This window comes from Pseudomonas kielensis, from assembly GCF_030505375.1.
GTDB classification, from domain to species: domain Bacteria; phylum Pseudomonadota; class Gammaproteobacteria; order Pseudomonadales; family Pseudomonadaceae; genus Aquipseudomonas; species Aquipseudomonas kielensis.
This window is the reverse complement of the sequence record NZ_CP130043.1, coordinates 5224071-5246904: the sequence shown is the minus strand read 5'-3', so window position 1 is coordinate 5246904 and position 22834 is coordinate 5224071. Positions and strand designations below refer to the sequence as shown.

At 63.5% G+C, this 22834-nt stretch carries 18 protein-coding genes; 4 read left to right on the top strand and 14 right to left on the bottom strand.

Annotated elements, in window-relative coordinates:
* Nucleotides 1–49: 49 nt before the first annotated feature.
* The 3 genes from Q1W70_RS24325 to Q1W70_RS24315 all read left to right on the top strand — a co-directional run bounded on the left by Q1W70_RS24325 (nucleotide 50) and on the right by Q1W70_RS24315 (nucleotide 1844).
* Entirely contained in the window at nucleotides 50–346 is a 297-nt protein-coding gene (locus Q1W70_RS24325) for a DUF5629 family protein (protein WP_166591156.1), read from the top strand.
* A complete protein-coding gene (locus Q1W70_RS24320; RefSeq protein ID WP_302098184.1) occupies nucleotides 339–1508 on the top strand; it encodes a lactonase family protein in 1170 nt (389 codons plus the stop codon). Before Q1W70_RS24325 ends, Q1W70_RS24320 begins: the two co-directional genes overlap by 8 nt.
* A 156-nt stretch (nucleotides 1509–1664) precedes the next feature.
* Entirely contained in the window at nucleotides 1665–1844 is a 180-nt protein-coding gene (locus Q1W70_RS24315; RefSeq protein ID WP_166591157.1) for a hypothetical protein, read from the top strand.
* A 59-nt stretch (nucleotides 1845–1903) separates the two neighbouring features.
* On the opposite strand, the gene Q1W70_RS24310 is transcribed toward Q1W70_RS24315, so the two are convergent.
* The 14 genes from Q1W70_RS24310 to Q1W70_RS24245 all read right to left on the bottom strand — a co-directional run bounded on the left by Q1W70_RS24310 (nucleotide 1904) and on the right by Q1W70_RS24245 (nucleotide 20937).
* Nucleotides 1904–2515 (bottom strand): glutathione S-transferase, encoded by a 612-nt coding sequence (locus tag Q1W70_RS24310; RefSeq protein ID WP_182340259.1) that lies wholly within the window; start codon nucleotides 2513–2515, stop codon nucleotides 1904–1906.
* The gene (locus Q1W70_RS24305) at nucleotides 2512–6153 is read right to left on the bottom strand and encodes an AAA family ATPase (RefSeq protein WP_302098183.1); all 3642 of its coding nucleotides are present in this window, start codon (nucleotides 6151–6153) and stop codon (nucleotides 2512–2514) included. Before Q1W70_RS24305 ends, Q1W70_RS24310 begins: the two co-directional genes overlap by 4 nt.
* Entirely contained in the window at nucleotides 6150–7394 is a 1245-nt protein-coding gene (locus tag Q1W70_RS24300; protein WP_166591160.1) for an exonuclease SbcCD subunit D C-terminal domain-containing protein, read from the bottom strand. Before Q1W70_RS24300 ends, Q1W70_RS24305 begins: the two co-directional genes overlap by 4 nt.
* A 113-nt stretch (nucleotides 7395–7507) precedes the next feature.
* Nucleotides 7508–9148 carry a BatD family protein gene (locus Q1W70_RS24295; RefSeq protein WP_265537709.1) on the bottom strand — a complete coding sequence of 547 codons (1641 nt, stop codon included), beginning with the start codon at nucleotides 9146–9148 and terminating at the stop codon, nucleotides 7508–7510.
* Nucleotides 9145–10908, bottom strand: coding sequence for a vWA domain-containing protein (locus tag Q1W70_RS24290; protein ID WP_302098180.1), 1764 nt, complete (start codon nucleotides 10906–10908; stop codon nucleotides 9145–9147). Before Q1W70_RS24290 ends, Q1W70_RS24295 begins: the two co-directional genes overlap by 4 nt.
* A complete protein-coding gene (locus tag Q1W70_RS24285) occupies nucleotides 10905–11981 on the bottom strand; it encodes a vWA domain-containing protein (protein WP_302098178.1) in 1077 nt (358 codons plus the stop codon). The genes Q1W70_RS24290 and Q1W70_RS24285 overlap by 4 nt, the downstream gene beginning before the upstream one ends.
* Nucleotides 11974–12468, bottom strand: coding sequence for a DUF4381 domain-containing protein (locus tag Q1W70_RS24280; RefSeq protein WP_166591164.1), 495 nt, complete (start codon nucleotides 12466–12468; stop codon nucleotides 11974–11976). Before Q1W70_RS24280 ends, Q1W70_RS24285 begins: the two co-directional genes overlap by 8 nt.
* Nucleotides 12465–13409, bottom strand: a complete 945-nt coding sequence (locus Q1W70_RS24275; protein WP_166591165.1) for a DUF58 domain-containing protein — start codon at nucleotides 13407–13409, stop codon at nucleotides 12465–12467. Before Q1W70_RS24275 ends, Q1W70_RS24280 begins: the two co-directional genes overlap by 4 nt.
* A 5-nt stretch (nucleotides 13410–13414) precedes the next feature.
* Nucleotides 13415–14374 (bottom strand): AAA family ATPase, encoded by a 960-nt coding sequence (locus tag Q1W70_RS24270; RefSeq protein WP_166591166.1) that lies wholly within the window; start codon nucleotides 14372–14374, stop codon nucleotides 13415–13417.
* A 198-nt stretch (nucleotides 14375–14572) separates the two neighbouring features.
* Complete coding sequence (locus tag Q1W70_RS24265; RefSeq protein ID WP_302098176.1) at nucleotides 14573–16654, bottom strand: S8 family peptidase; 2082 nt, start codon at nucleotides 16652–16654, stop codon at nucleotides 14573–14575.
* Between the two features lie 450 nt (nucleotides 16655–17104).
* Nucleotides 17105–18433, bottom strand: coding sequence for an MFS transporter (locus tag Q1W70_RS24260; RefSeq protein WP_166591168.1), 1329 nt, complete (start codon nucleotides 18431–18433; stop codon nucleotides 17105–17107).
* A gap of 63 nt (nucleotides 18434–18496) precedes the next feature.
* Entirely contained in the window at nucleotides 18497–19690 is a 1194-nt protein-coding gene (gene lhgO / locus Q1W70_RS24255) for an L-2-hydroxyglutarate oxidase (RefSeq protein WP_185818066.1), read from the bottom strand.
* Nucleotides 19691–19797: 107 nt separating this feature from the next.
* A complete protein-coding gene (locus Q1W70_RS24250; RefSeq protein ID WP_166591170.1) occupies nucleotides 19798–20508 on the bottom strand; it encodes a FadR/GntR family transcriptional regulator in 711 nt (236 codons plus the stop codon).
* A gap of 75 nt (nucleotides 20509–20583) precedes the next feature.
* Nucleotides 20584–20937 carry a hypothetical protein gene (locus Q1W70_RS24245; RefSeq protein ID WP_166591171.1) on the bottom strand — a complete coding sequence of 118 codons (354 nt, stop codon included), beginning with the start codon at nucleotides 20935–20937 and terminating at the stop codon, nucleotides 20584–20586.
* A 328-nt stretch (nucleotides 20938–21265) separates the two neighbouring features.
* Between Q1W70_RS24245 and Q1W70_RS24240 the strand changes: the two genes are divergently transcribed.
* Nucleotides 21266–22657 (top strand): hypothetical protein, encoded by a 1392-nt coding sequence (locus Q1W70_RS24240; protein ID WP_166591172.1) that lies wholly within the window; start codon nucleotides 21266–21268, stop codon nucleotides 22655–22657.
* The last annotated feature ends 177 nt before the right edge of the window (nucleotides 22658–22834 follow it).

Genomic DNA, 22834 nt, shown 5'->3' with positions numbered 1-22834 from the left:
AAGGCCATGGCCGCTATCATTGCGCCTTTCAACTTGATGATTGATCGCCATGACTGCTGCAACCGATACCTTGCTCACCGTTCTCGAAACCTGCGACATGCTGGAAATCGATGGCCTGCACGCCTTCGACTTCTCGCTGGACGAGGACGATCAGTTGCACATCGAGTGCATGGATGGCCGTGCGGCCAAGCATTGGGTGTTCAGCCTGGCCCAGGTGCAGGCGGCCGTGTTCGACGCCGACCTGCAGAGCTGGACCCTGCGCGGCGACGCCGGCGAGCACCGCCTGGTGTGCATGAGCGCATTCAGTGGCAGCAACGATGAAGGCGAAGACCATGGGGATGCGTAACCTCTGGCCGCTCCTGATGGCCGGCAGCTTCGCCGCGATGGGGGTGCAAGCCGCTCCCGCCGAGCCCCATGAGCTGTTGGTCGGCAGTTACACCCAGGGCCAGAGCCAGGGTATCTATCGCCTGCAGTTCGACAGCCGCAGCGGTCAGCTCGACGCGACGCCGCTGCAAGTGTTCAAGAGCGCCAACCCTTCCTGGCTGACCTTGTCCGGCGATCAGCGGCAACTGTTCGTGGTCAACGAAAATGGCCCCGGACAAGCCGACGTCGTCGGGCGGGTCAGCAGTGTGGCCATCGAGCCCAAGACCCGCCAACTGAGCCTGATCAACCAGGTGCAGAGCCTGGGCAACGAGCCGACTCATTCGAGCCTCAGCGTCGACGGCCAGTACCTGTTCGTCAGCAACTACTCGGTGGCGGCCGACCCGGGTGGCAGTCTGGCGGTGTTGCCGGTCAGCCGCGAGGGCCGCTTGTCGCCTCCGGTGCAACTGAGCAGCCATCCGGCAAGCCGGGTCAACCCTGAGCGCCAGCAGTCGGCCCACGTGCATTCGACGGTGTCTTCACCGGACGGTCGGTTCGTGTTTGCCAATGACCTGGGGGCCGACCAGGTGTTTGTCTACCGCTACGACCCCAAGGCCAATCCGGAGCATCCGCTGACGGCCGCCACTCCAGCCTCGGTGCAGTTGCCACCCGGCAGCGGGCCACGGCACCTGCTGTTCGCCGCCGATGGCAAGCATGCCTACCTGAGCATGGAAATGAGCGCGCAAGTTGCGGTGTTCGACTACCAGGACGGCACGTTGACCCAACGCCAACGGGTGGACCTGGCGGCAGGGCAGCCGGCGGCGAAAAAAGCCGCCGCGGCCTTGCATGCCTCTGCCGATGGCAAATTCCTCTACGTCAGCAACCGCGGTACGGCCAACGAGCTGCTGGTGTTTGCCATCGACCCGAACACGGGCGAGCTCAAGGAGCTGCAACGACGTTCGGTGGAGGGTGATCATCCCCGCGAGTTCAGCCTCGATCCGAGTGGCCGGTTTGTGTTGGTGGCCAACCAGAAAAGCAACCAGATCGTCGTCATCGAGCGTGACGCGCAGAGCGGCCTTCTGGGCAAAACCGTGCAGAAGCTGGCGCTCGATGCGCCCAGCGATCTCAAGTTCCTGTCCCGCCCGTAAGCCTGAGGCCCCGCTTGGCGGGGCCTGCACCCTTGTATTAATCGCAGTGATATCGGCTACTGATACAAAAGATTTCAAGCCCGCCAACCCTCGGGCGTAAGTTTGCTTCACGGCCTACACAGGCATGCCAGCCAACTGCACACGAGGGTTACCGTCATGAACTTCAATCTCTTCTCCGTCATCGCCGCGTCCGCCATCTCAGCCAGCGTGGTGCTGCCAGCCAATGCCAGCGTCGAGATCAACGACAAACGAACCGGCACCCAGACCTACACCCAGAAATACCTGCAACAGAGCGCCAACTTCTATGCGGCGCTGGATCACAAGATTCAGCATTGATCTGCCAGGTGCCGCCGATGTCGGCTGTGCCGGCCCCATCTCCCATAGGACTTGTAGTGTCAGTGAGGCTCGGGTTGTTTGGCCATGATCGCCGTGAACAGCGCCGACTCGATCATCCCCGCAAGCCACGCCTGCAACGGCCGATACGGCAGCTGCGCGAAACCGTCGCGGTCGACGTGGGCGAACTGACGGACAAAGGGCATCAGAGCGATGTCGGCCAGGCTTGGGTGATCGGCCACTAAATAGCGCTGCTGTTGCAGCAGGTCATCGAGCTTGCGCAGAAACACTTCCCCCTCAGCACGGTAGTGCTCCCTGGAATGCTCCGGATAACGTTCGGCGTACTTGTAGCGATTGAGGCTGACCTTGAACACCTGGTCGTTTTCTTCGATCAGCGTCGCGGTCATTGATTGCGCGGCAGGGTTGTCCTTGAGCAACCAGTCCTCGGGATCGTTCTGCGCCAGTGCCCAGGTCATGATCTCCAGGCTTTCGTCGATCACCCGGCCATCGGCACTCAGTACCGGCACCGTGCCTTTGCTTGAAAGCGCGAGCATCTGCGGCGGCTTGGCCTTGAGGCTGACTTCCACGATGGTCAATGGCACCGCGCTATAGTGCAGCGCCATGCGTGCCCGCATGGCATAAGGGCAGCGGCGGAAGGAATACAGCCTGTTCATTTCACCTCCAGGGTGCTCAGCCCGTTGCCTTGGCGACGCACCTGAATCTGCACCGGAATCCGCTCATGCATTTCCTGCACGTGGGAAATCACCCCGACCTTGCGTCCTTGTGCCTGCAGGCCGTCGAGGGCGTCCATCGCCAGTTGCAGGGATTCGGGATCGAGACTGCCAAAACCTTCGTCGATGAACAGCGATTCGATTTTCAAAGTGCTCGAAGCCATCGAGGCCAGGCCCAGGGCCAGGGCCAGCGACACCAGGAAGGTTTCCCCGCCGGACAATGAGTGCACCGAACGCAGCTCGTCGCCCATCTCGGTGTCCATCACCAGCAGGCCGAGCATGCTGCCGCCGCGCTTGAGGCGATAGCGCCGCACCAGTTGGCGCAATTGCACGTTGGCGTGATGCACCAGCAGGTCGAGGTTGTAGGCCTGGGCGATCTTGCGGAAGGTGTCGCCGGTGGCCGAGCCGATCAAGGCATTGAGCCGGGCCCAGCGCTGCCACTCCAGATACGCCTGGCTGATGCGTTGCGCCAGTGCCTGGTTGGCCTCCTGGCGCCGTTGATCCTCGGTCTGTTGTGCGCGCAACTCGGCACAGAGTTGTTCGCTGATGGCCGCCTGCGCTTGCAGATCGCCCAGGGCCGTGGCCAGTTGTTCAGCGTCCAGGTAAGCGTTGTGCTGGGCCTGATGCTCGTGCAGGCGCTGCTCGCGCTCCTGCAGCAGGACCTTGGCTTGCTCGATCGCGGTTTCGCTGCGTTGCAACTGCAGGCGCAACTGGCTGACCTGTTCGTCGCTGTAGCCCAGCAACTGCGCAAGGCCTGTGTCGTCGAGTTCAGGGTGCAGGGCACGCCAGTCGGCGACCTTGCTCTGCAGTGCTTGCCGTTCGCTGTCCAGCGCCTGTTGGCGTTGTTGCTGCGCCTTGAGTTCGGCTGCCAGCTGGATGAGCTGGCTCTGCACTTCCTGCAGTTGCTGGCTGGCCGTGGCTTGTGCCTGGCGCGCCTGCTCGAGGGCCTGCTCCAGTTGTGTTTGCCAGGCTTCGGCACTCGGCTGTTCCCCCAGCAATGCGCTGAGTTGCTGTTGGGCGCCGTGCAGCTGGGCGCTGAGCAGGGCGTGCTGCTGTTGCGCGGACTCGGTCTGTTGCAGCCGGGTCAGTTGGCGGTCCTGTTCCTTTTCCAGGCTCTGCTGGCGTTGCTGCTGCTCGTCCAGCTCTTCACGCTGCAGCGCCAGTTGTTCCAGACGCTGGGCCACTTGTTGGTCGAGCTGGAGGAAGGTCGCCGCGGGCTCATGGCGCAGGCCTTCAAGGATGGCTGCCGGGAGCAGGTTGGCGAAGGCGGCGAGCTCTTCCTCCAGGCGTTGGCGGTCGTTGCCCAGTTCGCGCTGCTGCAGGGTCAGCTGTTGCACCGCCTGCTGGCTGGCCTGTTCAGCGGCTTGCAGTTGCTGCGCCAGGCGCGCGGCTTCCTGTTGCAGGGTGAGCAGGGCGCTCTGGCGCTGTTCGTCCTGGCTGAGGTTCTGGTTCAACTGAGCATTTTGCTGGGCCAGCCAGGCCTCACGGCGGCCAGGGTCCTGCGCCAGCAACGAGGCTGCCAGCGGATGAGCTGCCAGGCTTGGGGCCAGGCTCTGCTGCTGGGCGAGCAGTTGTTCGTGCTGTTGCAGCAGTTCTTTTTGCTGGGCGATCACACCGCCGACTTCGGCCCGCAGTTCGGCGAGGGTTTCCTTGAGCAGGTCGACGGCCTTCTGGGCAGCGGCCTGTTCGCTTTCATCATGTCGACCCAGGCTTTGCAGCAAGGCTTCGGGCTGGTGGTAGGGGTGCTCGACACTGCCACACACCGGGCAGGGCTGATCGTCCTGCAACTGCCCGCGCAACTCCTCGACACTGGCGCTGCGGGCCAGGCGTTGGCGCTCCAGAAGCGCTTGGGTGACCGTCAGTGTCTGCTCGGCCACGGTCAGGTCGGCCTTGGCTTTTACGCCTTCGCGGGTCAGGCGTTCGCGTTCGCCCTGGGCGCTGTGCAGGCGTTGTTGCAGGGCTTGCCCGCGGGTATCCAGCTCCTGCTGGTTGGTCCACAGCCGCGTCAGCTCTTCCACCGCCCGCAGTTGCTTGCGGTTGTCTTGCAGCAGGCTGCCGAGAATCTGGATCTGCTCGGCGACTGCCTGAGGCTCGACGTCGGCTTCGCTGTACAGCACCTGCAGCTGTTGACGCTGTTCTTCCAGGCGGCTGGCGCTGGTGCTGGCCTGTTGTTGCAGCCCCAGCAGTTCCGCCTCACCTTGTTTGAGGCGATTGCCCACCAGCATCAGTTGCTGCAGGCGCTCGCGGTGCAGGTTCCAGGCGTCGCTGACCGGCGCCCACTGCAGGCTGTGCTCCAACTGGCTGGCGATATTGACCAGGCGTTCGGCCACCCGCTGTTGTTGTTCGAGCATCTGGGTGATGGCGTGCTGGCCTTGCAGGCTCGCCTGTTCGGCGGTCTGCTTGAGTTCTGCCGACGCGTCGATCGCCTGGGTCAGTCGCGCCAGGTTGCCTTGTTCCTCGAATGCCTGGCGCAGCAGCGGGGCATTGCTGGTGTGCTGGTGTTGCGCCTGGGTCAGCGCCGCCTTGGCCGATTCCAGGCTCAGTTCCAGCTGCGCCTGACGGGCCAGTTGTTCGGTCTGTTGGGCGCTGTGCTGCTGGATCGATGCGGCCAAGGGGCTCAACTGGGCATCAAGTTCGGCCTGACGGGCAAACTGGTGACGTTGCGGTGCCAGGTGCTCCAGGCGCTTGAGGTTCAGCCGTGCGTCCGCCTGGGCATCCCAGGCCTGCCGGGCCTGTTGCAGTTGCTCGACACCCGCCTGTTGCTGGTCCTGGATCTGCTGCAGTTCCTTGAGCCAGGTGTGCTGCAACTCCAGTTGCTTGAGCTGGGCCTGCTGGGTCTTGAGCTGCTGCTGGGCCTGGCTCAAACGCTGGTCGAGTTCGGCGCGCGCCTCGGGCTCCAGGGGGGTGACGCCGCTGGCTTGGTCCTGTAGCTGTTTGTGCAGCTCGCGGGTTTCCTTGCTCTTGTCGAAGGCGCGCTTGCCCAGGCGGGTGTAGAGCGCGGTGTCGGTGAGCTTTTCCAGCAGTTCGCTGCGGTCGTTGTCGTCGGCCTTGAGGAAGGCGCTGAACTCGCTCTGGGCCAGCATTACCGCCCGGGTGAACTGTTCGAAGTTCAGGCCCAACACCGCTTCGAGCTGGGTCTTGTATTCACCTTTCTGGCTGGCCAGCAGCTGGTCGGTGTCCAGGTCGCGCAGGCTCTGACGGCTGGCCTGCAGCTTGCCATTGGCTTTTTCCCGGGCGCGGTTGGCTTCCCAGCGTGCCCGATAGCGCCGGCCATCGATGCCGAGGAAGTCGACCTCGGCGTAGCCGTCGCCAGTGCCCCGGCGCAGCAGGGTGCGTGGATCGCCGGTGGCGATTTCGCCGTCCGCGTCCGGGACCTTGGCGTCACGCCCGGTGTTGTTGAGCCGCGGTACCGCGCCAAACAGGGCCAGGCACAGGGCATCGAGCAGGGTGCTTTTGCCGGCGCCGGTGGGCCCGGTGATCGCGAACAGGCCGGCACTGGCCAGCGGTTCGGCGGTGAAATCGATCTCGAACGGCCCGGCCAGCGAGGCCAGGTTCTTCAGGCGGATGGCGAGGATCTTCATGGCTGTTCGCTCTCCTGCTGAACGTCTTGCAGCAGTTGCGCAAAATCGCTGAGGGTCTGTTCGTCGACGGCGCTGCCGTAATTATCCAGCCAGGCGCGGCTGAACAGTTCCTGAGGGGTGAGTTGGTCCAGTTCGATCAAGACGTCGCCCTCATCGCTGCCTCCCCGGGCACCGCTGCCGGCGTATTCGGCGGCGATCCGCACCAGGCGCACGGCTTTGCCTTGCAAGGCGCTTTCCACCTGATGGCGCAGGTCCGGTTGCGGTTCGTCGAGGCGCACCCGTACCTCCAGCCAGGGCTGGCGCTGGACGTCGGCCAACAGGTCGATGTCGGGCAGCGCGGCCAGTTGCCCGAGGATCTCGGCCAGCGGTGCGGGGCCCATGCGTTGCAGGTTGACCGCCCGTGGGATCAGGCGCGGCTCGACGCTGACCAGGGTTGGCCCGTCGAGGCGCACATCGAGGATCTGGTGCGGGTAGGCAATCTCGGAGAACGATAGGGGGATGGGCGAGCCGCAGTAGCGAATGCGCTCCTCGCCGTTGACCTTCTGTGGCTTGTGCAGGTGGCCGAGGGCAACGTAGCTGATGCTCGGGCCAAACAGGCTGGCGGGCAGGGCTTCGGCATTGCCGATGATCAGGCTGCGTTCGGAGTCCTCGGACACCGAGCCGCCGGCCATGTGTGCATGACTGATGGCGATCAGCGCCTGGCCCGGCTGGCGCTTGGCATTGGCGGCCTCGATCAGCCACTCATGCACCTGGCCGATACCGCGCAGGTAGTCGTCGCCCAGGTGGGCACCGGTGACTTCCGCCGGGCGCAGGAACGGCAGTGCCAGGCACCAGCCAGCGATCTCGCCCGAGGCATCGGGCAGCGGGATCAGCAACCGCTCGGCATCCAGTTGCCCGTCATCAAGCCACAGCACTCGGCCCAGGGCGTGGGTGCGCAGGCGGCGCATCAGCGGCGCCGGCAGTTCGATCCGGGAACCGGAATCGTGGTTGCCGGCGATCATCACGATACTCAGCGCAGGCTGTTGTTCGTGGGCACTGACGATGAAGTCGTACAGGCGTTCCTGGGCTTTGACCGGCGGGTTGACCGTGTCGAAGATATCGCCGGCGATCAGCAGCACGTCGGGCTTTTCCTGCCCCAGTTGACGCAGCAGCCAGTCGAGGAAGCAACCGTGTTCGTAGTCGCGTTCCTGGCCATGCAGGTTTTGCCCAAGGTGCCAGTCGGAGGTGTGAAACAGACGCAAGGCAAACTCCGCTCATTCTGAAAGAGGTGGACTGTGTAGGGGCAAGGCTTGCTCGTGATCACGTGCTTGAGAGCGTGATCATGCTCAGGCCTTGCCCCTGCAAGGTATCGAAATTACTTAGGGTAAAGCGGCGGCAAGCCACTGTCGCCCACCGGGTCCTGGACCCGTTCGGCGGTGGGGATGGCGCGGATCGCGCGCCACAGGTCTTCGCCTTGCCAGTGTTGTCCGGTTTCGCTGTAGAGCGCGCCGTTGAGGCCATCGAGGGCGTCGGACAGCGGCACAAAGCGCGCCGCCATGTCCGCCAGGGTTTCCGGTTGCTGACGGGCCCAGGCGTCCAGCGCCTGGCGTGTGGCCTGGGGGTCGTTGGCCTGGCTGGCGCGCTTGAGGTCGTCGAGCAGGGTGCGCGGGCTCGGCCCGGTCTGGGCGGCCCGCAGGATCGCCGGTTGCCAACGCGCGCGCCACCACAGGCCAAAGCCCAGCAGGGTGGTGCAGGACAGGACCAGGGTGGCGAGTTTCCAGTACCACAGCGTTTCACTGTCCACCGTGGGATGGGCCGGCGCATTGCCGGCCGGGGTGTCGACCATCAGGCTCGGGTTGTTCTGGATGTGCAGGGTGCGTGCCGGCAGGCTGCTGCGTTCGAGGCGGTCTTCGTCGGTGTTCCACCAAACCACCTCGACGGCGGGCAACTCGATGTTGCCGCTGTGGGTCGGGACCAGGGCTTCGCGGTCCTCGCGGCTGCCGATCAGCCCGCGGTCGCTCTGCTGATTGCTCAATTGCGGCTGGTCGGGGTAGCGGCGTAGGCCGCTGACGTCAGTCGCCGGCAAGGGGGGCAGTTGGGAGCTGGCCAGGCCCTCGGCCTTGAGGGTCAGGCTGCGGGTCAGCGAGTCGCCGACCTGGCTGCGGTCCGGTTCCGGGTTCCAGCTTTCCTCCAGGCTCAGGCTGCGGGCCGGGAGCCACGGGGTGTCCGGCGGATAGTCGGCAGGCTTGACCTTGACCGTCAGGGTGGTCTCGGCGGAGCTGACGCGCAGCAACTTGCCGGATTTCGGCCCCTGGGCGGCCGGGTCCTGGTTCGGTTGGGCGTCCACCAGGGTGGCGCTGAAGATCTGCGGCGGGATGCTCAGGACACCGCTGTGTTGCGGGTAAATGGCATAGCGCTGTTCGATCACCCCATGGCGCAGGTCATTGATGACTTTTTCGTAAGTGCGCGACTCGCCCAGCGGTTCGACGCGCGCATCGGGAATCTGCAGCGGCGTGATATTGCTGTCGTCGTACAGCGACACCGAGTGGTAGATGCGCAGGGTCAGGATCGCCTGGGCCTGCACGTAGACGCTGCTCTGATCCAGGCTGGCCTCGATGAACACCGGGGCCAGTTTGCTCGGGGTGTCCTGGGTCTGGCTTTGCACCACGGTCAACTCGATCGGCTCGCTGGTGAATTCCCCCAAGTGCAACGGCGCAATCACCACAGTGCCATTGAGCTTGGGCAGCAGGGTGATGATCCAGCGGGTGGTGGCGTGGTTTTCGCCGTTGAGGCTGGTCAACTGGTTGACCTGACGGGTGCCGCGCACTTCGAACTGCGGTTCCAGGGCGCTCAGGTCGGGCTTGCCGAAGAGCGTGACATCGCTGGACTCCAGGGTCAGCTCCACCGTTTCCCCGGAACTCAGCTGGTTGCGGTCGACACTGGCGACCAGGCCCGCCGCCTGGGTTTGCAGGCTGCAGAACAGCAGGCCGAGTAAGAGTGCGGTGCTGCGGTTCATCGAGTTTTTCCCTGATCCTGATGTTGTTGCTGTTCGTACCAGAACTTGCGTCTGAGCAGTTCTCCCGGTTCATCGGGGATTTTACGCAGCCATTGCTCCAGCGCTTCGCGGTGCTCGCCATTGAAGTCGCTGTCGGCGCTGCTTAGCGGCGGGGTGGTGGTGCGCTCGTCGCCCAACTCACTGCCTGGCACTTCATTATCACCCGGTTGGGGCGGGTGGTTGGGGTCAGGTTTCGGCTCGGGTGGGTTGTCCACCGTGGGCTCGGCTGGCTCGTTCGGCGTCTCGGCGGGCTGTTCTTCGCTGCTGGACGGCGGTGTCGCGGTGCCTGGCGGCGGGGTTTGCGCACCCGAAGGCGGGGTTTGCTCGGCAGGTGGTTCGGGCTCGGTGGCAGGTGGCGTGGCGTTCTGCTTGATCAGCGCCTCCATCAGCGCTTTGTTGGTTTGTGCCGGGCGCAGTTCCGGTTGCAGTTCCAGGGCTTGCTCGTAGGCATCCAGCGCAGCCTCCAGTTCACCGCCCTTGGCCAGGGCGTTGCCGCGATTGTAGTGGGCACGGGCATCGCTGCCCTGGGCGAAACGCTCGGCGGCCGCGGCATACTGGCCGGCCTCGTACAGCGCCACCCCTTGCCATTGCGGGTCTTGGAAATGCTCGGCGGCGGCCAGCGGCTGCTTTTGCCGGAGCAGGTGCAGGCCCTGTTGGTCAGGGCGCAACCACAGGTCGTTGAACTCGAAGGCCTGGCTCGGCTGCGGCACCATGAACAGCAGGGGCAGGCACAGCAGCCAGCCCCTGCGTCCGGCACAGGCGGCCAACAGCAACAGGGGCAGCAACAGCCAGTAGCCCTGGTCGGCCCAGGTGTCGAGACGCAAGGTCTGGCCGTCTTCACGCAGGCTGTGGGGGGCGTCAAACAGGCCCAGGCCACGCAAGTCATTGTCGTCCACTCGCGCCTGGCGGTAACGGCCGCCCAGTTCATTGGCAAAGGCTTTCAGGCTCGGGCTGTCCAGGCGTGGCACCAGGATCGCGCCCTGGGCGTCCTTGAGGAAGCTGCCGTCTTCGGCGGTGACAGGCGCCCCCTGGGGCGTGCCGATGCCGAGCATCAACCACTGCGGTGCCTGCCCGCGCAGCGCCTGGCGAATGCCCTGGCGCTCCTGTTCGCTGAGGGAGGAGCCGATCAGCAGGATGCGGCCCTGGCCCAGGGCGCCGCGCTCGAGCAAGGTCAGCGCTTTGGCCACGGCGAGGTCGGCGCGCTGGCCGACTTGCGGCATGATCGAGGGCTTGAGGGCTTCGAGCAGGTTGCGGCTGGTGGCCAGGTCATCCGACAGCGGCACCAGGGTGTGGGCGCTGCCGGAATACACGACGATCGCCGTTTGCGCATCGCTGCGGCTCTGCAGCAGGTCGAGCAGTTTGCGCCGCGCTTGTTCCAGGCGTGTCGGGGTCACGTCGGTGGCGAGCATTTGCGGGGTCAGTTCGAGCAATACCACCAGCGGGTCGGCGGGTTTCTGCGCGGATTGTTCGACCCGGTCCCAGCTCGGACCGAGCAGCGCCAGCACGGCCAGCAGCCACGCCAGGCCGAGGAGGATCCACGGCGACTTGCTTTCACGCCCGCTGCCACCCTGGAGCAGCGCGGCATGAAAGGCCGGCGGCAGGATCATCTGCCAGCGCCCGGCACGTTTTTGCCGGTGCCAGAGTTGCCACAGCAACCAGCCCAGCAGCGGCAGGAGCAGCAACCACCAGGGGCGGAACCAATGGGGCCAGAGGTCGATCATCGACGCCTCCGCAGACGCAGGCGTTTGAGCCGTTGGCGCCAGTCCGGGTGCTGTTGCAGAAAGTGCGACGAGCTGAACAGCCGTTGCAGCGGGTTGTGCGGCCAGCGCTCGCGAATCGCCAGCAGCATGCTCAACAGCAACGCCGCCGCCAATGGCCAGCTGTACAGCGCCTGGGCGGGGCGGGCCTGGGTGGGCTGTTGGATCACCGGCTCCAGTTCATCGAGGGTCTGCTTGATCGCTTCCAGCTCGGCACCGTCGCGGGCGCGGAAGTAGCGCCCACCGGTGGCCTGGGCAATCGCCTGGAGCGCCGGCTCGTCAAGGTCCAGGCTCGGGTTGAGGCCGAGCAGCCCCAGGGTCCCGGTTTGTTCCGGGTCGGCGCCGATACCAATAGGGTAGATTTTTACGCCTTCTTCGGCTGCCAGGCGGGCGGCCGTCAGGGGATTGATTTCCCCGCCATTGTTGGCGCCGTCGGTGACCAGGATCAGCACCCGGCTTTGCGCCGGACGCTGGCGCAGGCGCTTGAGAGCCAGGCCGATGGCGTCGCCAATGGCGGTGTTCTTGCCGGCGATGCCGATCCGCGCCTCGTCTAGCCAGACCCGCACGGTGCGCCGATCGAACGTCAGCGGGGCCTGCAGGTAGGCCTGGCTGCCGAACAGGATCAGGCCGACCCGGTCACCATCGCGCTGCTCGAGAAAGTCCCCCAGCAGGTGTTGGACCAATTCCAGGCGGCTGACGTCTTCGCCTTGCCACTGCATGTCGGGAAAGTCCATCGAGCCGGACACGTCGACGGCCACCAGCAAATCGCGGCCACTGGCGGCAATCGGCAACGGCTCCCCCAACCATTGCGGGCGGGCAGCGGCTACCAGCAGGAGCAACCACAGGAGTATGAACGGTGCCTGTTGGCGCCAGGCCGGCAGGTTGGCCCGGGCGCGGCGGCGCGCCAGGCCTTCGAGGTCGCTGAGGAAGCTGACCTTGAGCGCCGGCTCGCCACTGTCGGCCACCGGCAGCAGCACGCGCATCAGCCACGGCAGCGGCAGCAAGGCGAAAATCCACGGCCAGGCGAACTCAAACATGTTTGCGGATCCAGGTGTCGATGGCCTGGGTCAGGCCGGCGATGGCCTTGTCATCGAGTTTGCATTCGGGCTTGTAGGCGCCTTCGACCAGGATCATCCAGCGGGTGAGGCCGGCCGCCGGGCAACGGTTATCGAGGAACGCCAGCCATTTGCGACCGTTGAGGGTATGGCTCTGGCTATAGGGATAGTCGTTGCGGCACAGGCGCTTGAGCAAGCCGTTGAGTTGTTGCAGCCAGGCCCCGGCCGGTGCGCCGTCGTAGGGCTTGGGCATCTGTGCCAACTCGGCCAGCGCGGCGACCCGCAGGGGGTCCAGAGGTTGTTCGGCGCGCGCCAGGTTGCGCTTGGCCGGCAAAAACCGGCGCAACTGCCACAGGCCAAAGCCGAGCGCCGGCAACAGCAGGAGCAACAGCCACCAGCCCGGGGCCGGCGGCCAGAACGGGATCGGCGGCGGGGTCATCAGCGGTTGCAGTTGCTCGAGACTGCTCATTGGCTTTTTCCCGGGCGTTGCGGGTTCAAGTATTCGCGCAGTTGCTCGACCATTTCGCTCTGGGTGCTCAGGGGCATCAGCAGCACCCGCAGTTTTTGCGCCAGCAACTCCCAGCGGGCGATACGCGCTTCGGCCTGGGCGCGATAGCTCTGGCGCAGTTCGAAGTTCAGGGTATCGAGCTCCAGTTGCGCGCCGTGCTCGGCAAACCGCAACAGGCCGGCGGCGGGCAGGGCGTGGTCCAGGGGGTCGGACAGCGGCAGCAGCAACAGGTCACAGTGGCGTGACAGCAGGCTCAGCTGTTGCTCGGCGCCGTCGCTCAGGGCGCGCTCGTCACAGATCACGATCACCAGGCTGCCGGGGCGCAGGACTTCCCGGGCGCGGCGCAGGGCCATGCCGAGATCGTCGTTGGCCGGCTCGCCTTCGGTGCTCAGGCTCTGGTTGACCCGCACCAGGCGGTTGAGCAATTGCAGCAAGCTCTGTTTGCTGCGTCGTGGTTTGATCTCGTAGTGTTCGTTGTCGCCATACACCAGCCCGCCCACCCGGTCGTTGTGGCCGAGCGCCGCCCAGCCGATCAGGCTCGCGGCCTGGGCGGCGAGGACCGACTTGAACATCAGCCCGGAACCGAAAAACAACCGGCGGCTTTGCTCGACCATGATGAAGATCGGCCGTTCGCGTTCTTCGTGAAACAGCTTGGTGTGGGGTTCCTGGGTGCGTGCGGTGACGCGCCAGTCAATGGTGCGTACGTCGTCGCCGGCCTGGTAGACCCGCACCTGGTCGAAGTCCACGCCACGCCCGCGTAGTTTGGAGTGGTGCAGGCCGATCAGCGGGCTGCGCTGGCTCGGCGTGGAGAACAGCTGGACTTCACGCACGCGATGGCGCATCTCGATCAGCTCCGAGAGGCTGACACGGATGCCCGGCTCGGGCAATGCGGGGGTGTTCATCGGGGTCAAGCGACGGCTACGACGTCGAGAATACGCTGGACCACGCGGTCCTGGTCGATACCGGCGGCCTCAGCTTCGAAGGACAGAATGATGCGGTGGCGCAACACGTCGAACAGTACCGCCTGGATGTCCTCGGGGCTGACGAAGTCGCGACCGGCCAGCCAGGCGTGGGCCCGGGCGCAGCGGTCCAGGGCGATCGAGCCCCGGGGGCTGGCGCCGTAGGCGATCCATTCGGCCATTTCCGGGTCGAACTTGCCCGGTGTGCGGGTGGCCATCACCAGCTGCACCAGGTACTCCTCCACGGCGTCGGCCATGTACAAACCGAGGATTTCCTTGCGTGCAGCAAAAATCGCCTGCTGGCTGACCCGGCGTTCGGGTTTGGTTTCGCCATTGAGCGCCTCACCGCGCGCCTGCTGCAGGATCCGCCGCTCGACGCCAGCGTCCGGGAAGCCGATTTTCACGTGCATCAGGAAGCGGTCGAGCTGGGCTTCGGGTAGCGGGTAAGTGCCTTCCTGCTCGATTGGGTTTTGCGTGGCCATCACCAGGAACAGCGGTGACAGCTCGTAAGTGCTGCGTCCGACACTGACCTGGCGTTCGGCCATGGCCTCCAAGAGCGCCGACTGCACTTTGGCCGGAGCGCGGTTGATTTCGTCGGCCAGCACCAGGTTGTGGAAGATCGGCCCTTGCTGGAACACGAAGCTGCCGGTTTCCGGGCGATAGATCTCGGTGCCGGTGATGTCGGCGGGTAATAGGTCGGGGGTGAACTGGATACGATGGAACTGGGCTTCGATCCCTTCGGCAAGCTCTTTGATGGCCTTGGTCTTGGCCAGGCCCGGGGCGCCTTCGACCAGCATGTGGCCGTCGGCGAGCAAGGCGATGAGCAAGCGCTCGATGAGCTTTTCCTGGCCGAGAATCTGCGTTGAAAGAAAGGTTCGCAGCGCCAGCAGCGCTTCACGGTGTTCCATCGTCGAGTGTTCCTGGAAGAGGCCTGGGGTACACAGCATCAAGAGCGCCCGGGCAGGGGCTGCTACTTTAATCTATCCGGGCCCCTGGCGACTAACGGCACCGGGGAAAATCTGCAAATAAGTGGGTGGGTGTATCCATTTCGGTGCCTCGTGGGGGCTCATACCGAGCCCCCACGAGGATTCGCCGGCTGCGCTGACTTACGGGCAATCGACTCCGGTCAGCCATGGCTTGCCAAAGTCGGCGGAGTTGATGTCTGGCTGTTCATTGATGTTGTAGAAGTTCTGCTTGTAGAGCTTGCCGTTGTACGACACCGGCTCGCCATAAGTCTGATAGAGCCTGGTGGCGTCCCACGGCGCTGTGTCGGCGCATTGGCCTGGGGCCGGAGGCGCTGTCACCGTGACGGGATGATCGGCCACCTCGGCCTGGTTTGCGTCATCGACCGCCGTGACGCGGACGCTGTATTGGCCGGCAGTGTCTGGGGCGACAAAGGTTTGCGTCGGGCGGGTTGACGTCTCTGGGGTGAAGCCTTGCGCGAACCATGAAAAACGCAAATTGCTGCCGGTTGACGCCGTCGCCGACAGCAGCAGCGGCTTGCCCGCCTCAATGGTGCCTGGGCCGGTAATGACCGGGACCGGGCGTGTTCCATCCTGGCGTGGGCGGATCTTGATCACGTTGGTCGGCGTTCGCAGCGTATGGGTGCCGTCCTGGACTGTCACAAACACGGTGGCCAGGACCTCGCTCTGGACCGGCGCGGCGATGAAATGGCCGCTGGCGGCATTGCCTGGCGATCCTTGCAGCGAGGTCGAGGCCGACCATGCGTAGCTCAGCGGTTTGCCAGTGGCGCTGCGTGCCTCGACCCGTACCGGTACCAGATCGGCCGACACGGCGGTCGCGGGGGTGATCAGCGTTGCGCTGATCGGCGCTGCCTTGAGGGTGAGGCTGTCCGTCAGTGTGATGCTCTGGGTGCCGTCGGACACTTCGACGGAGATGGACATCCTGGTATCGGCGGCCACCGTTGGCGCCTGAAGTATCAAGGTGGCCTCATTGCCGGTGTCAGGCTTGAAACCTGCGGCATTCCAGCGATAGGTCAACGGTCTGTTGGAGGGCGATTCGGCATGGATATGGGCGGTGAACGTCTGTGCCGATTGCACTTCTTCTGGCAGGGCCAGGCGTCCGGTGGGCGGCAGATTGGCGTTGTCGGCGAGCATTTTCTGGATGGCAGCGTCGAGATCAGGCTGCACGCCGATTTCGGTTCGGTTGCCATTGGCTTGCGGGTAGCCGGTGGCGACAAGGTACGCACGTAGCTTTTTCGGTGGGAGGTTGCCCAGGCCCTTGGCGCGGGCAACACCTTGCAGCGCGGCGACGACGCCAGTAATGATCGGATTGGACGAGGAAGTGCCGCTGTACGTATGGGTGTAGCCCGTGGTCGGGTTGGTGGCGCTGTGGGTCGTGGTGGTGACCTTGGCGCCCCAACTGAACACGTCGACCCGCCGGCCGTACTGAGAAAAGTATGAGCGCAATCCGCTATCGGGATTGACCGCGCCGGCATAGATCGAGCCGGAGTCAAACTGGTCTGGATCAAAATACCCACTGAAGTAAGGATGATCCAGGTTGATGTTGCCGTTGGAGGCCGCCAGGACCACGTGGATCCCTTTTTCCTCGGTCAGATAAGTGATGGTGTCGCGCACCAATCGATTGTATTCAAGCGGCATCATGCAATTGGTTGTACAGCCGACGTCCGGAAATGGCGTGTAGTTGTACTGGACCCCCAACTGGATGACGTCGCCGGCTTCCAGGCGCTCAGCCATCTGCACCAATCGGGCGTCGCTCCATTGCAGATAACCGACTTGCGCGAGCGGCACGATGCCGGTGGTGCCGAAGCCATTCTCCCGGGACGCAATCACCCCGACGCTGGCGGTGGCATGATAGTCGGCCACTGCACCGGCCGTCAGTTCCGTATAGGGCGGTGGCAAGTCGATATGTTCGTACGACCAATGAGTGACCTCTGAGGAAATCACGCGAATGCCTTGGCCTTTGCCGCCAGGTACTTTCCAGGCCTCCACAGCGTTTACCCCGCCGATAGCGTAGGGCGAGGCGGCTTGCCGGCCTTGCAGGTAATGCTGCCTTGGCGTGTAGTCGGGGATTTGCGGGTTGATTCGCCTGATCGGCTCGGCGGTGTCGGCGCGCATGCCATCGACCCGTGGTCCAGGTTCAACTGATTCCACTGACGGCAGTTGCCGCAGTTGCAACGTCAGTTGTTTCACCTGCTGTTGGCTCATTGCGCCAACATCGATGACGAAGTAACGATCCAGCCTGTGCCGTTGCAAGGCCTGCAGACTCTCCACTGTGCGTGTTCTGGAAGGCGGCACGAGGGGTGTGAGGTTCGGGGCCAGGCGTTGGATTTCGGTCAAGGGGGCCAGGCTGTTGGAGGTGTTGTTTGCCGTGTGGGAAACGATCGCCTCAGGCCTGACGAGCAGGATCAGCTCCTTTGTCGGCAAGTTGGCCGCGCTCGTCAGTAACGGCAGGGTCAGCGTGAATAAAAATGCAATCGTCCATCCGTTGTTAATGGCTCTCATGGCATACCCGGGGCGTTGGCTTTGTTGTCACTCAGCAAATGCGCAACGCCCGGTATTGGCAACTGTCAGAATTACCAGTGCTGACGAGTGGCCTGGGTCTTCGTAGCGTTCATGTGTCCGGTCCGCAATCCCTGTCAGGCCTCACAGCAAACGCTAGTTCTTGAAGTTGGAATGCTTGCGCCCTTGGTCAAACAGCGCAAACACCACCACCAGCACCCCGGAAATCAGCAAAATCACCGCCACGCCATCGGTAGAGTGGGTCGCCGAGTTGGCCACCAACGCCAGCCCGCCCAAGGGCGCCAGACCGCCGGCGATCGCCGTACCGATTTCACGCCCGGTGCCAAACCCCGAAGAGCGGGTCTGAGTCGGGAACTGACGGCTGAGGAACGAGCCCTGGGGCGCGAACATCATGGGAGCGAGGATCCCGGTGCCGATGGCGATGGCCAGGTAAATCATCAACGGCTCGCCGGTGTTGAGCAGGGTCAGGAACGGATAGGCGAACAGCGCCGAGAGCAGACCGCCGAGCATCAGTACCTTTTTGCTGCTCCACTTATCGCAGAGCCAGCCGAAGCACGGCACGGCAACGATCGCCACCAGACTGGCAATGGTCACCGACAACGAAGTGACATGGGCTTCGACACCCTTGAACTGGGTCAGGTAGGCCAGGGAGAAGGTTTTGAAGATGTAGCTCAGGGCGTTGTAGCCAATCGCCACGAACAGCACCACCACCAGGCCCTTCAGGTCATTTTTGAACAGCAGCTTGAGCGGCGAAACCTGTTGCTTGGCAACGGTTGCGTCGAGTTCCTTGAACTGTGGGGTTTCCGGAATGCTGCGACGCACCCACAGGCCCACGCCCACCAGGACGATGCTGCAGATGAACGGAATGCGCCAGCCGCCGGACAACAGGAATTCATTGCCATTCATGGTCAGCACGTAGACGGTCAGCGACGACAGCAGCAAGCCCAGGTTCAGGCCCAGGGCCGGCCAGGCACCCTGGCTGCCGCGCTTGCCTTCGCTGGCGTGTTCGTAGGAAGTGACCGCTGCGCCAGACAGTTCGGCACCCGCGCCCAGGCCCTGGATGATCCGCACCAGCACCAGGATGATCGGTGCCCAGATGCCAATCGAGGCATAGCTGGGAATCAACCCGATCAGGGTGGTGCACACGCCCATCATGCAGAAGGTGATGACCAGCACTTGCTTGCGGCCGAAACGGTCGCCCAGGTAGCCGAACAGAATGCCGCCGAACGGGCGAGCGATGAACCCGATGGCAAAGGTCGAGAAGGCCAGCAGCGAGGCGACTGCGGGGTTGCTCGGGTCAAAGAAGATTTTCGAGAAGACGATCGCCGCCATGGTGGCGTACAGGTAGAAGTCGTACCACTCCAGCATTGAGCCGAAGATCGTCGCGGCAGCCACCTTGCGCAGGCGTTTTTGCTTCTGGAGTGGGGTTTCCGGGGCGGTCGGGGCCGCTTGATGTACCGACATCGGTGATTTCCTTTGGTCTTTGTAGTTATTTTTTAGTGGGTGAGGCCACCCGTGCAGCGGGGTTCAGCGATTCTTGAGAATTTTCTCGGCGATCATCTGGCCGATGGGAATGGCCGAGGTCGCGGCCGGCGAAGGGGCGTTGCACACGTGCACCATGCGTGGCGTCTCGGCGAACAGGAAGTCATGCACCAGGGTGCCGTCGCGCATGACTGCCTGGGCTCGGATCCCGGCTTCATAGGGCAGCAAATCGTCGACTTCCAGCGATGGGCAGTACTTGCGGCACTGTTCCAGGTAGCCGCGCTTGAACAGCGAATTCTTCATCTCCGTGGTGCCGGAGCCGAGGTTGTTCCAGATGGTTTTCCAGAAACCCGGAAAGCTCGCGTACTCGGCGACGTCGCGCCAGTTGATCGAGAACTTGCGATAGTTCTCCCGGCCCAGGCCCAGCACGGCGTTGGGGCCGACCGTGACGCTGCCATCGATCATCCGCGTCAGGTGAACCCCCAGGAACGGCAGCTCCGGGTCGGGAATCGGGTAGATCAGGTGGTTGACGATCTCATTCCTGGACGCTGGCAGGCGGTAGTACTCGCCACGGAACGGAATGATCTGATGGTCGATCTTGACCCCGGCCAGCTTCGCCAGGCGGTCGGACTGCAAGCCGGCGCACGCCACCAGTTGCCGGGCCTGCCAGACCTGGTCGAGGCTGCTGATGGTGACGCTGTCGGCGCTTTCGCTGATCGCGCTGACGCTGGTCTGCAGGCGGATTTCGCCCCCCGCGGCCTCGATCACCCGAGCCATGGCCTGGCACACCTGGCGGTAGTCGACAATCCCGGTGGCATCGAGAAACAGCCCGCCCAGGCCGACGATGTTCGGTTCGCGGCGGCGCAACTCGGCCGCATCCAGTTGCTCGACTTTCAGGCCGTTCTGTTTCGAGCGCTCGTACAGCGCGTGCATGCGGCTGACTTCCAACGGTGTCGAGGCCACCAGCAACTTGCCGCAGACGTCGAACTTGATCCGGTGCTCGGTGCAGAACGCCTTGGTCGCCTCGGCGCCACGCTTGCACAGGTCAGCCTTGAGGCTGCCGGGGGCGTAGTAGATGCCGGCGTGGATCACGCCACTGTTGTGCCCGGTCTGGTGTTGCGCCAGCACCGCTTCCTTTTCCAGGATCAGCAAGGAGGCGCCGGGCTGGCGTTCGAGCAGCGCCATGGCGGTGGCGAGGCCGACGATGCCGCCGCCGATGATGCAATAGTCATAAATCATGCAGGTGTCACCTTGGATTGCTGGCAGAGAGTCTGCTTATCAGGTTGTCAGACAAAGTGTTCGGTAAAAAAGACGCCGTGTCATGGCGTCCTCGATGTTGCCGGTAATCAGTCGATGCTGGGCAGGTCAATCTTCAGGCGTGTGGCCGCTGCGCGCAGGTGCGCTTCGGCACAGGCGGCCGCCTGGTAACGGTCGCCAGCGGCGATGGCTTCGTACAGGGCCTGGTGTTCGCGTCCGGCATCGGCCGAGCCGCCCACCGAGTGCGCTGCGGAGTTTTCCCACGCACGGCGCCGAGCTTCGGCCAGTTGGCCGCGCAGGAAATCGTGGAAGGCAACGAAGTAGTCATTCTTGCTGGCATCGGCGATTGCGCGGTGGAACTCGACGTCGGCCAGGGCGGCCGCAGCAAAGTCACTGCGCTTGTCGTGCATTTCCTGCAAGGCACTGCGCATGCGCAGCAGGTCGGCTTCGTCACGGCGCTGGGCGGCGATGGAGGCGGCCTGGGTTTCGGTCCATAGGCGCATTTCGAACAGTTGCACCAGGTCGGGCTTGCGACCTTTCTGGCTAGGAAAACGGAACACCGTGCCGTTGGGATTCTGGGAAATGTACGAGCCCAGACCCCGGCGGCTGATCAGGATGCCATCGGCCTTGAGCTGGGCCACGGCCTCACGCACCACCGAGCGGCTGACGTTCAACTGTTCGGTCAGTTGCTGTTCGGTGGGCAGGCGCGATTCTGCGGTCAGGCGGCCGGATTCGATTTCTTCGCGGATCGCGTTGACCACTCGTTCAACCAGAGAGTCGGGGCGCTGTAGCTGAAGCATGAGGAGTGTGGCTCGTAGGTCAGGTTGTCAGACAATGCCCGTGTGCTGATTTCTTGTCAAGAAATCAGCTGTCCGTTACAGCTCGCTCAGGTAGGTGCCGGTGCCCTTGAGGATGTTCTGCAAGGTTTCTTCAACCTCGGCCAGGTCAGCGGCGGCGGTGCTGTGGAAGATTTCCAGGTGATCGTCACCGTTCAGGGCGTCGGCGTCGGCCGCGGCGATCTCGATCAGCAGGCGGGTAGGGCTGAGGGTGACCTTGACGCCGTCAAGCGTGGAGGGTTCGCCGTCGAGGGTGATTTCCAGCTCGTCTTCGTCCGGGTAGCGGGTCATCAGGAACATGTCGCCCTGATTGCTGTGGCAGCACAGCATCGCCAGGTTGTCTTCTTCGTCATCGCACGGGTTGGCGATCAGGTGGGCGGTGGTCAGTTGCATGTGAGCAGTCCTGGCGCGGTGCGCGGTGTTGGCAGGCAAAGGGCGATTTTGCCAGCCCCGGGCATTTTTTGCTTCGCTAGTTTTGAGCGGGGAATGATTGAAGTCGAACGCTGGAGGGCGCGTTTCAGGAGATTTGTAGGTGTTTTCCTTAAGCCAAATACTTCGTGTGGCAATGAACGTTCCGCTGTTGTTGTAGGGATAGGAGAGGGCGTAGGAATAACAACGGCTTTGCCAGTTTTTGCTTGTTTGCAGCGCTCTTTGTCCCGTACGTTTGAACCCTCAGTGCAAGGGAGTGCAGGGCAAGTTGATAGATGAGGGAAGGCTTTGAATGAAACCGTATTTCGAGTTGCTGGGTGAAGTAAAGCATCTGTCCGAAGAGCAAATAGAGCAGCTTTACCAGCGTTATCTGGCCGGAGAAAAAACCAGCGACCTGATTGCCGAGTACAAGATCCCGGTGGCGGTCAGAAGTTTATTGACGGTATTGCCGCCGCTGCTCGATAAACAATTGAAGTGTCCCTACTGCAATCTGCCGATGTGGGCGAAACGCTACGCCAAGGGCACCCCGGCATCGCTCAGGCCCGCGTTCAAGTGTGTCAGGTGTGAACACCGCTCAGTGCCGGTCGGCCAGTACCGGCGCCATAGCCATTGCACCTGCACGGCTTGTTACCAAGTCCGGCAGCAGGAGGTCGCCGCCCAGGCCGAGCGCGACCGCGAGCAGCTGCTTAAGCGTTACTCGCCGGGCGGGCCGCCGGTGGCCTATGCCAGCCTGGGTTTCGTGCAGAAGTTGGCCCTGCTGGCGTTGCTCGAAGGATTCAAGCCGGGTAACGACAGCATCGCCCCGCTGGAGGGGGCGAACCGCAACGAAAGCCTGGCCCCCAGCGCAGCGACCGCCGAGGAGTTGTTGAAAAACCTCTATGAGGCTGGGGTACTGCGGGTGGACGCCGACTCGGATATCCAGGCGTTCGATCCAGGGGCCGATTACCGGATCCGGCGGTTCTGTGCCGTGCGCTGGTTACCCAATGTCGCCCTTGACGCTGGTATGCGTTGCCCTTGTGACGAACTGTATGGCGCGCTGTACCAGGAATTGTCCGGTGTTGTTCCAGCCAACTGGAAGAGCGAGTTGTATGCCTTGATGTTCAGTCTGGCCCGGGAAGAATCGCTAAGTTACATCCGGGTGTTGGCTGAGGAAGTTGATCTGGTGTTTTCCGCCGCCAGTCGCGGTGAAGCGGTAATAGCTCAACTCCTGCAGGACTTTGCCGTGAGCGAGATTTATTACTTCGCCAAACTGGCAGTCAAAAATGCCGCACACTTTTTTGCCACCGGCAACTCCAAAGGCCGCACCCACGCCTCCAATACCATTCCCGGTTACATACTGAGTACCGCTCAACACGCCCTGGCCGAAGGCTGGCGACGACCATCCTATCGTGACTCGCGCGTCACCAAATCCGCACTGCATCGTTTGCTGTACGACGTAGTCCTCAAGGACAGCAGCGCCGGTTTTGCCAAGTCCCCCGGGGTGTACTGGCGTGACGAACTACTCCCCAGGTTTTTTGCCACCTCAACCGGCTACGAAGCAGGGCAGCCATCCGCACACCTGTTCTGCCGCGAGTGCGACTCCTGCAACATCGATGTCTGGATGGACAAAGTGATGCTGCAAACGACTTGCTATGACTGCGCGACGGTCAGCCGGTTTCAGGCGGTTTATGAGGTGGAGGATTGATGCTTGTCCTGACTCAAATGTCAGGAAATATGTCGTGAACAAATCTCCTGATCCAGTCATTTCCAATACGCGAAGCCCGCAAATCCAGGGATAAAACCGCCATTTTTCCCCACGCCTGCTAGTGTTGTTCGAGGCCCCGCCGCGGGGCTGCGTACCGATGACCGAATATGTCGCAGC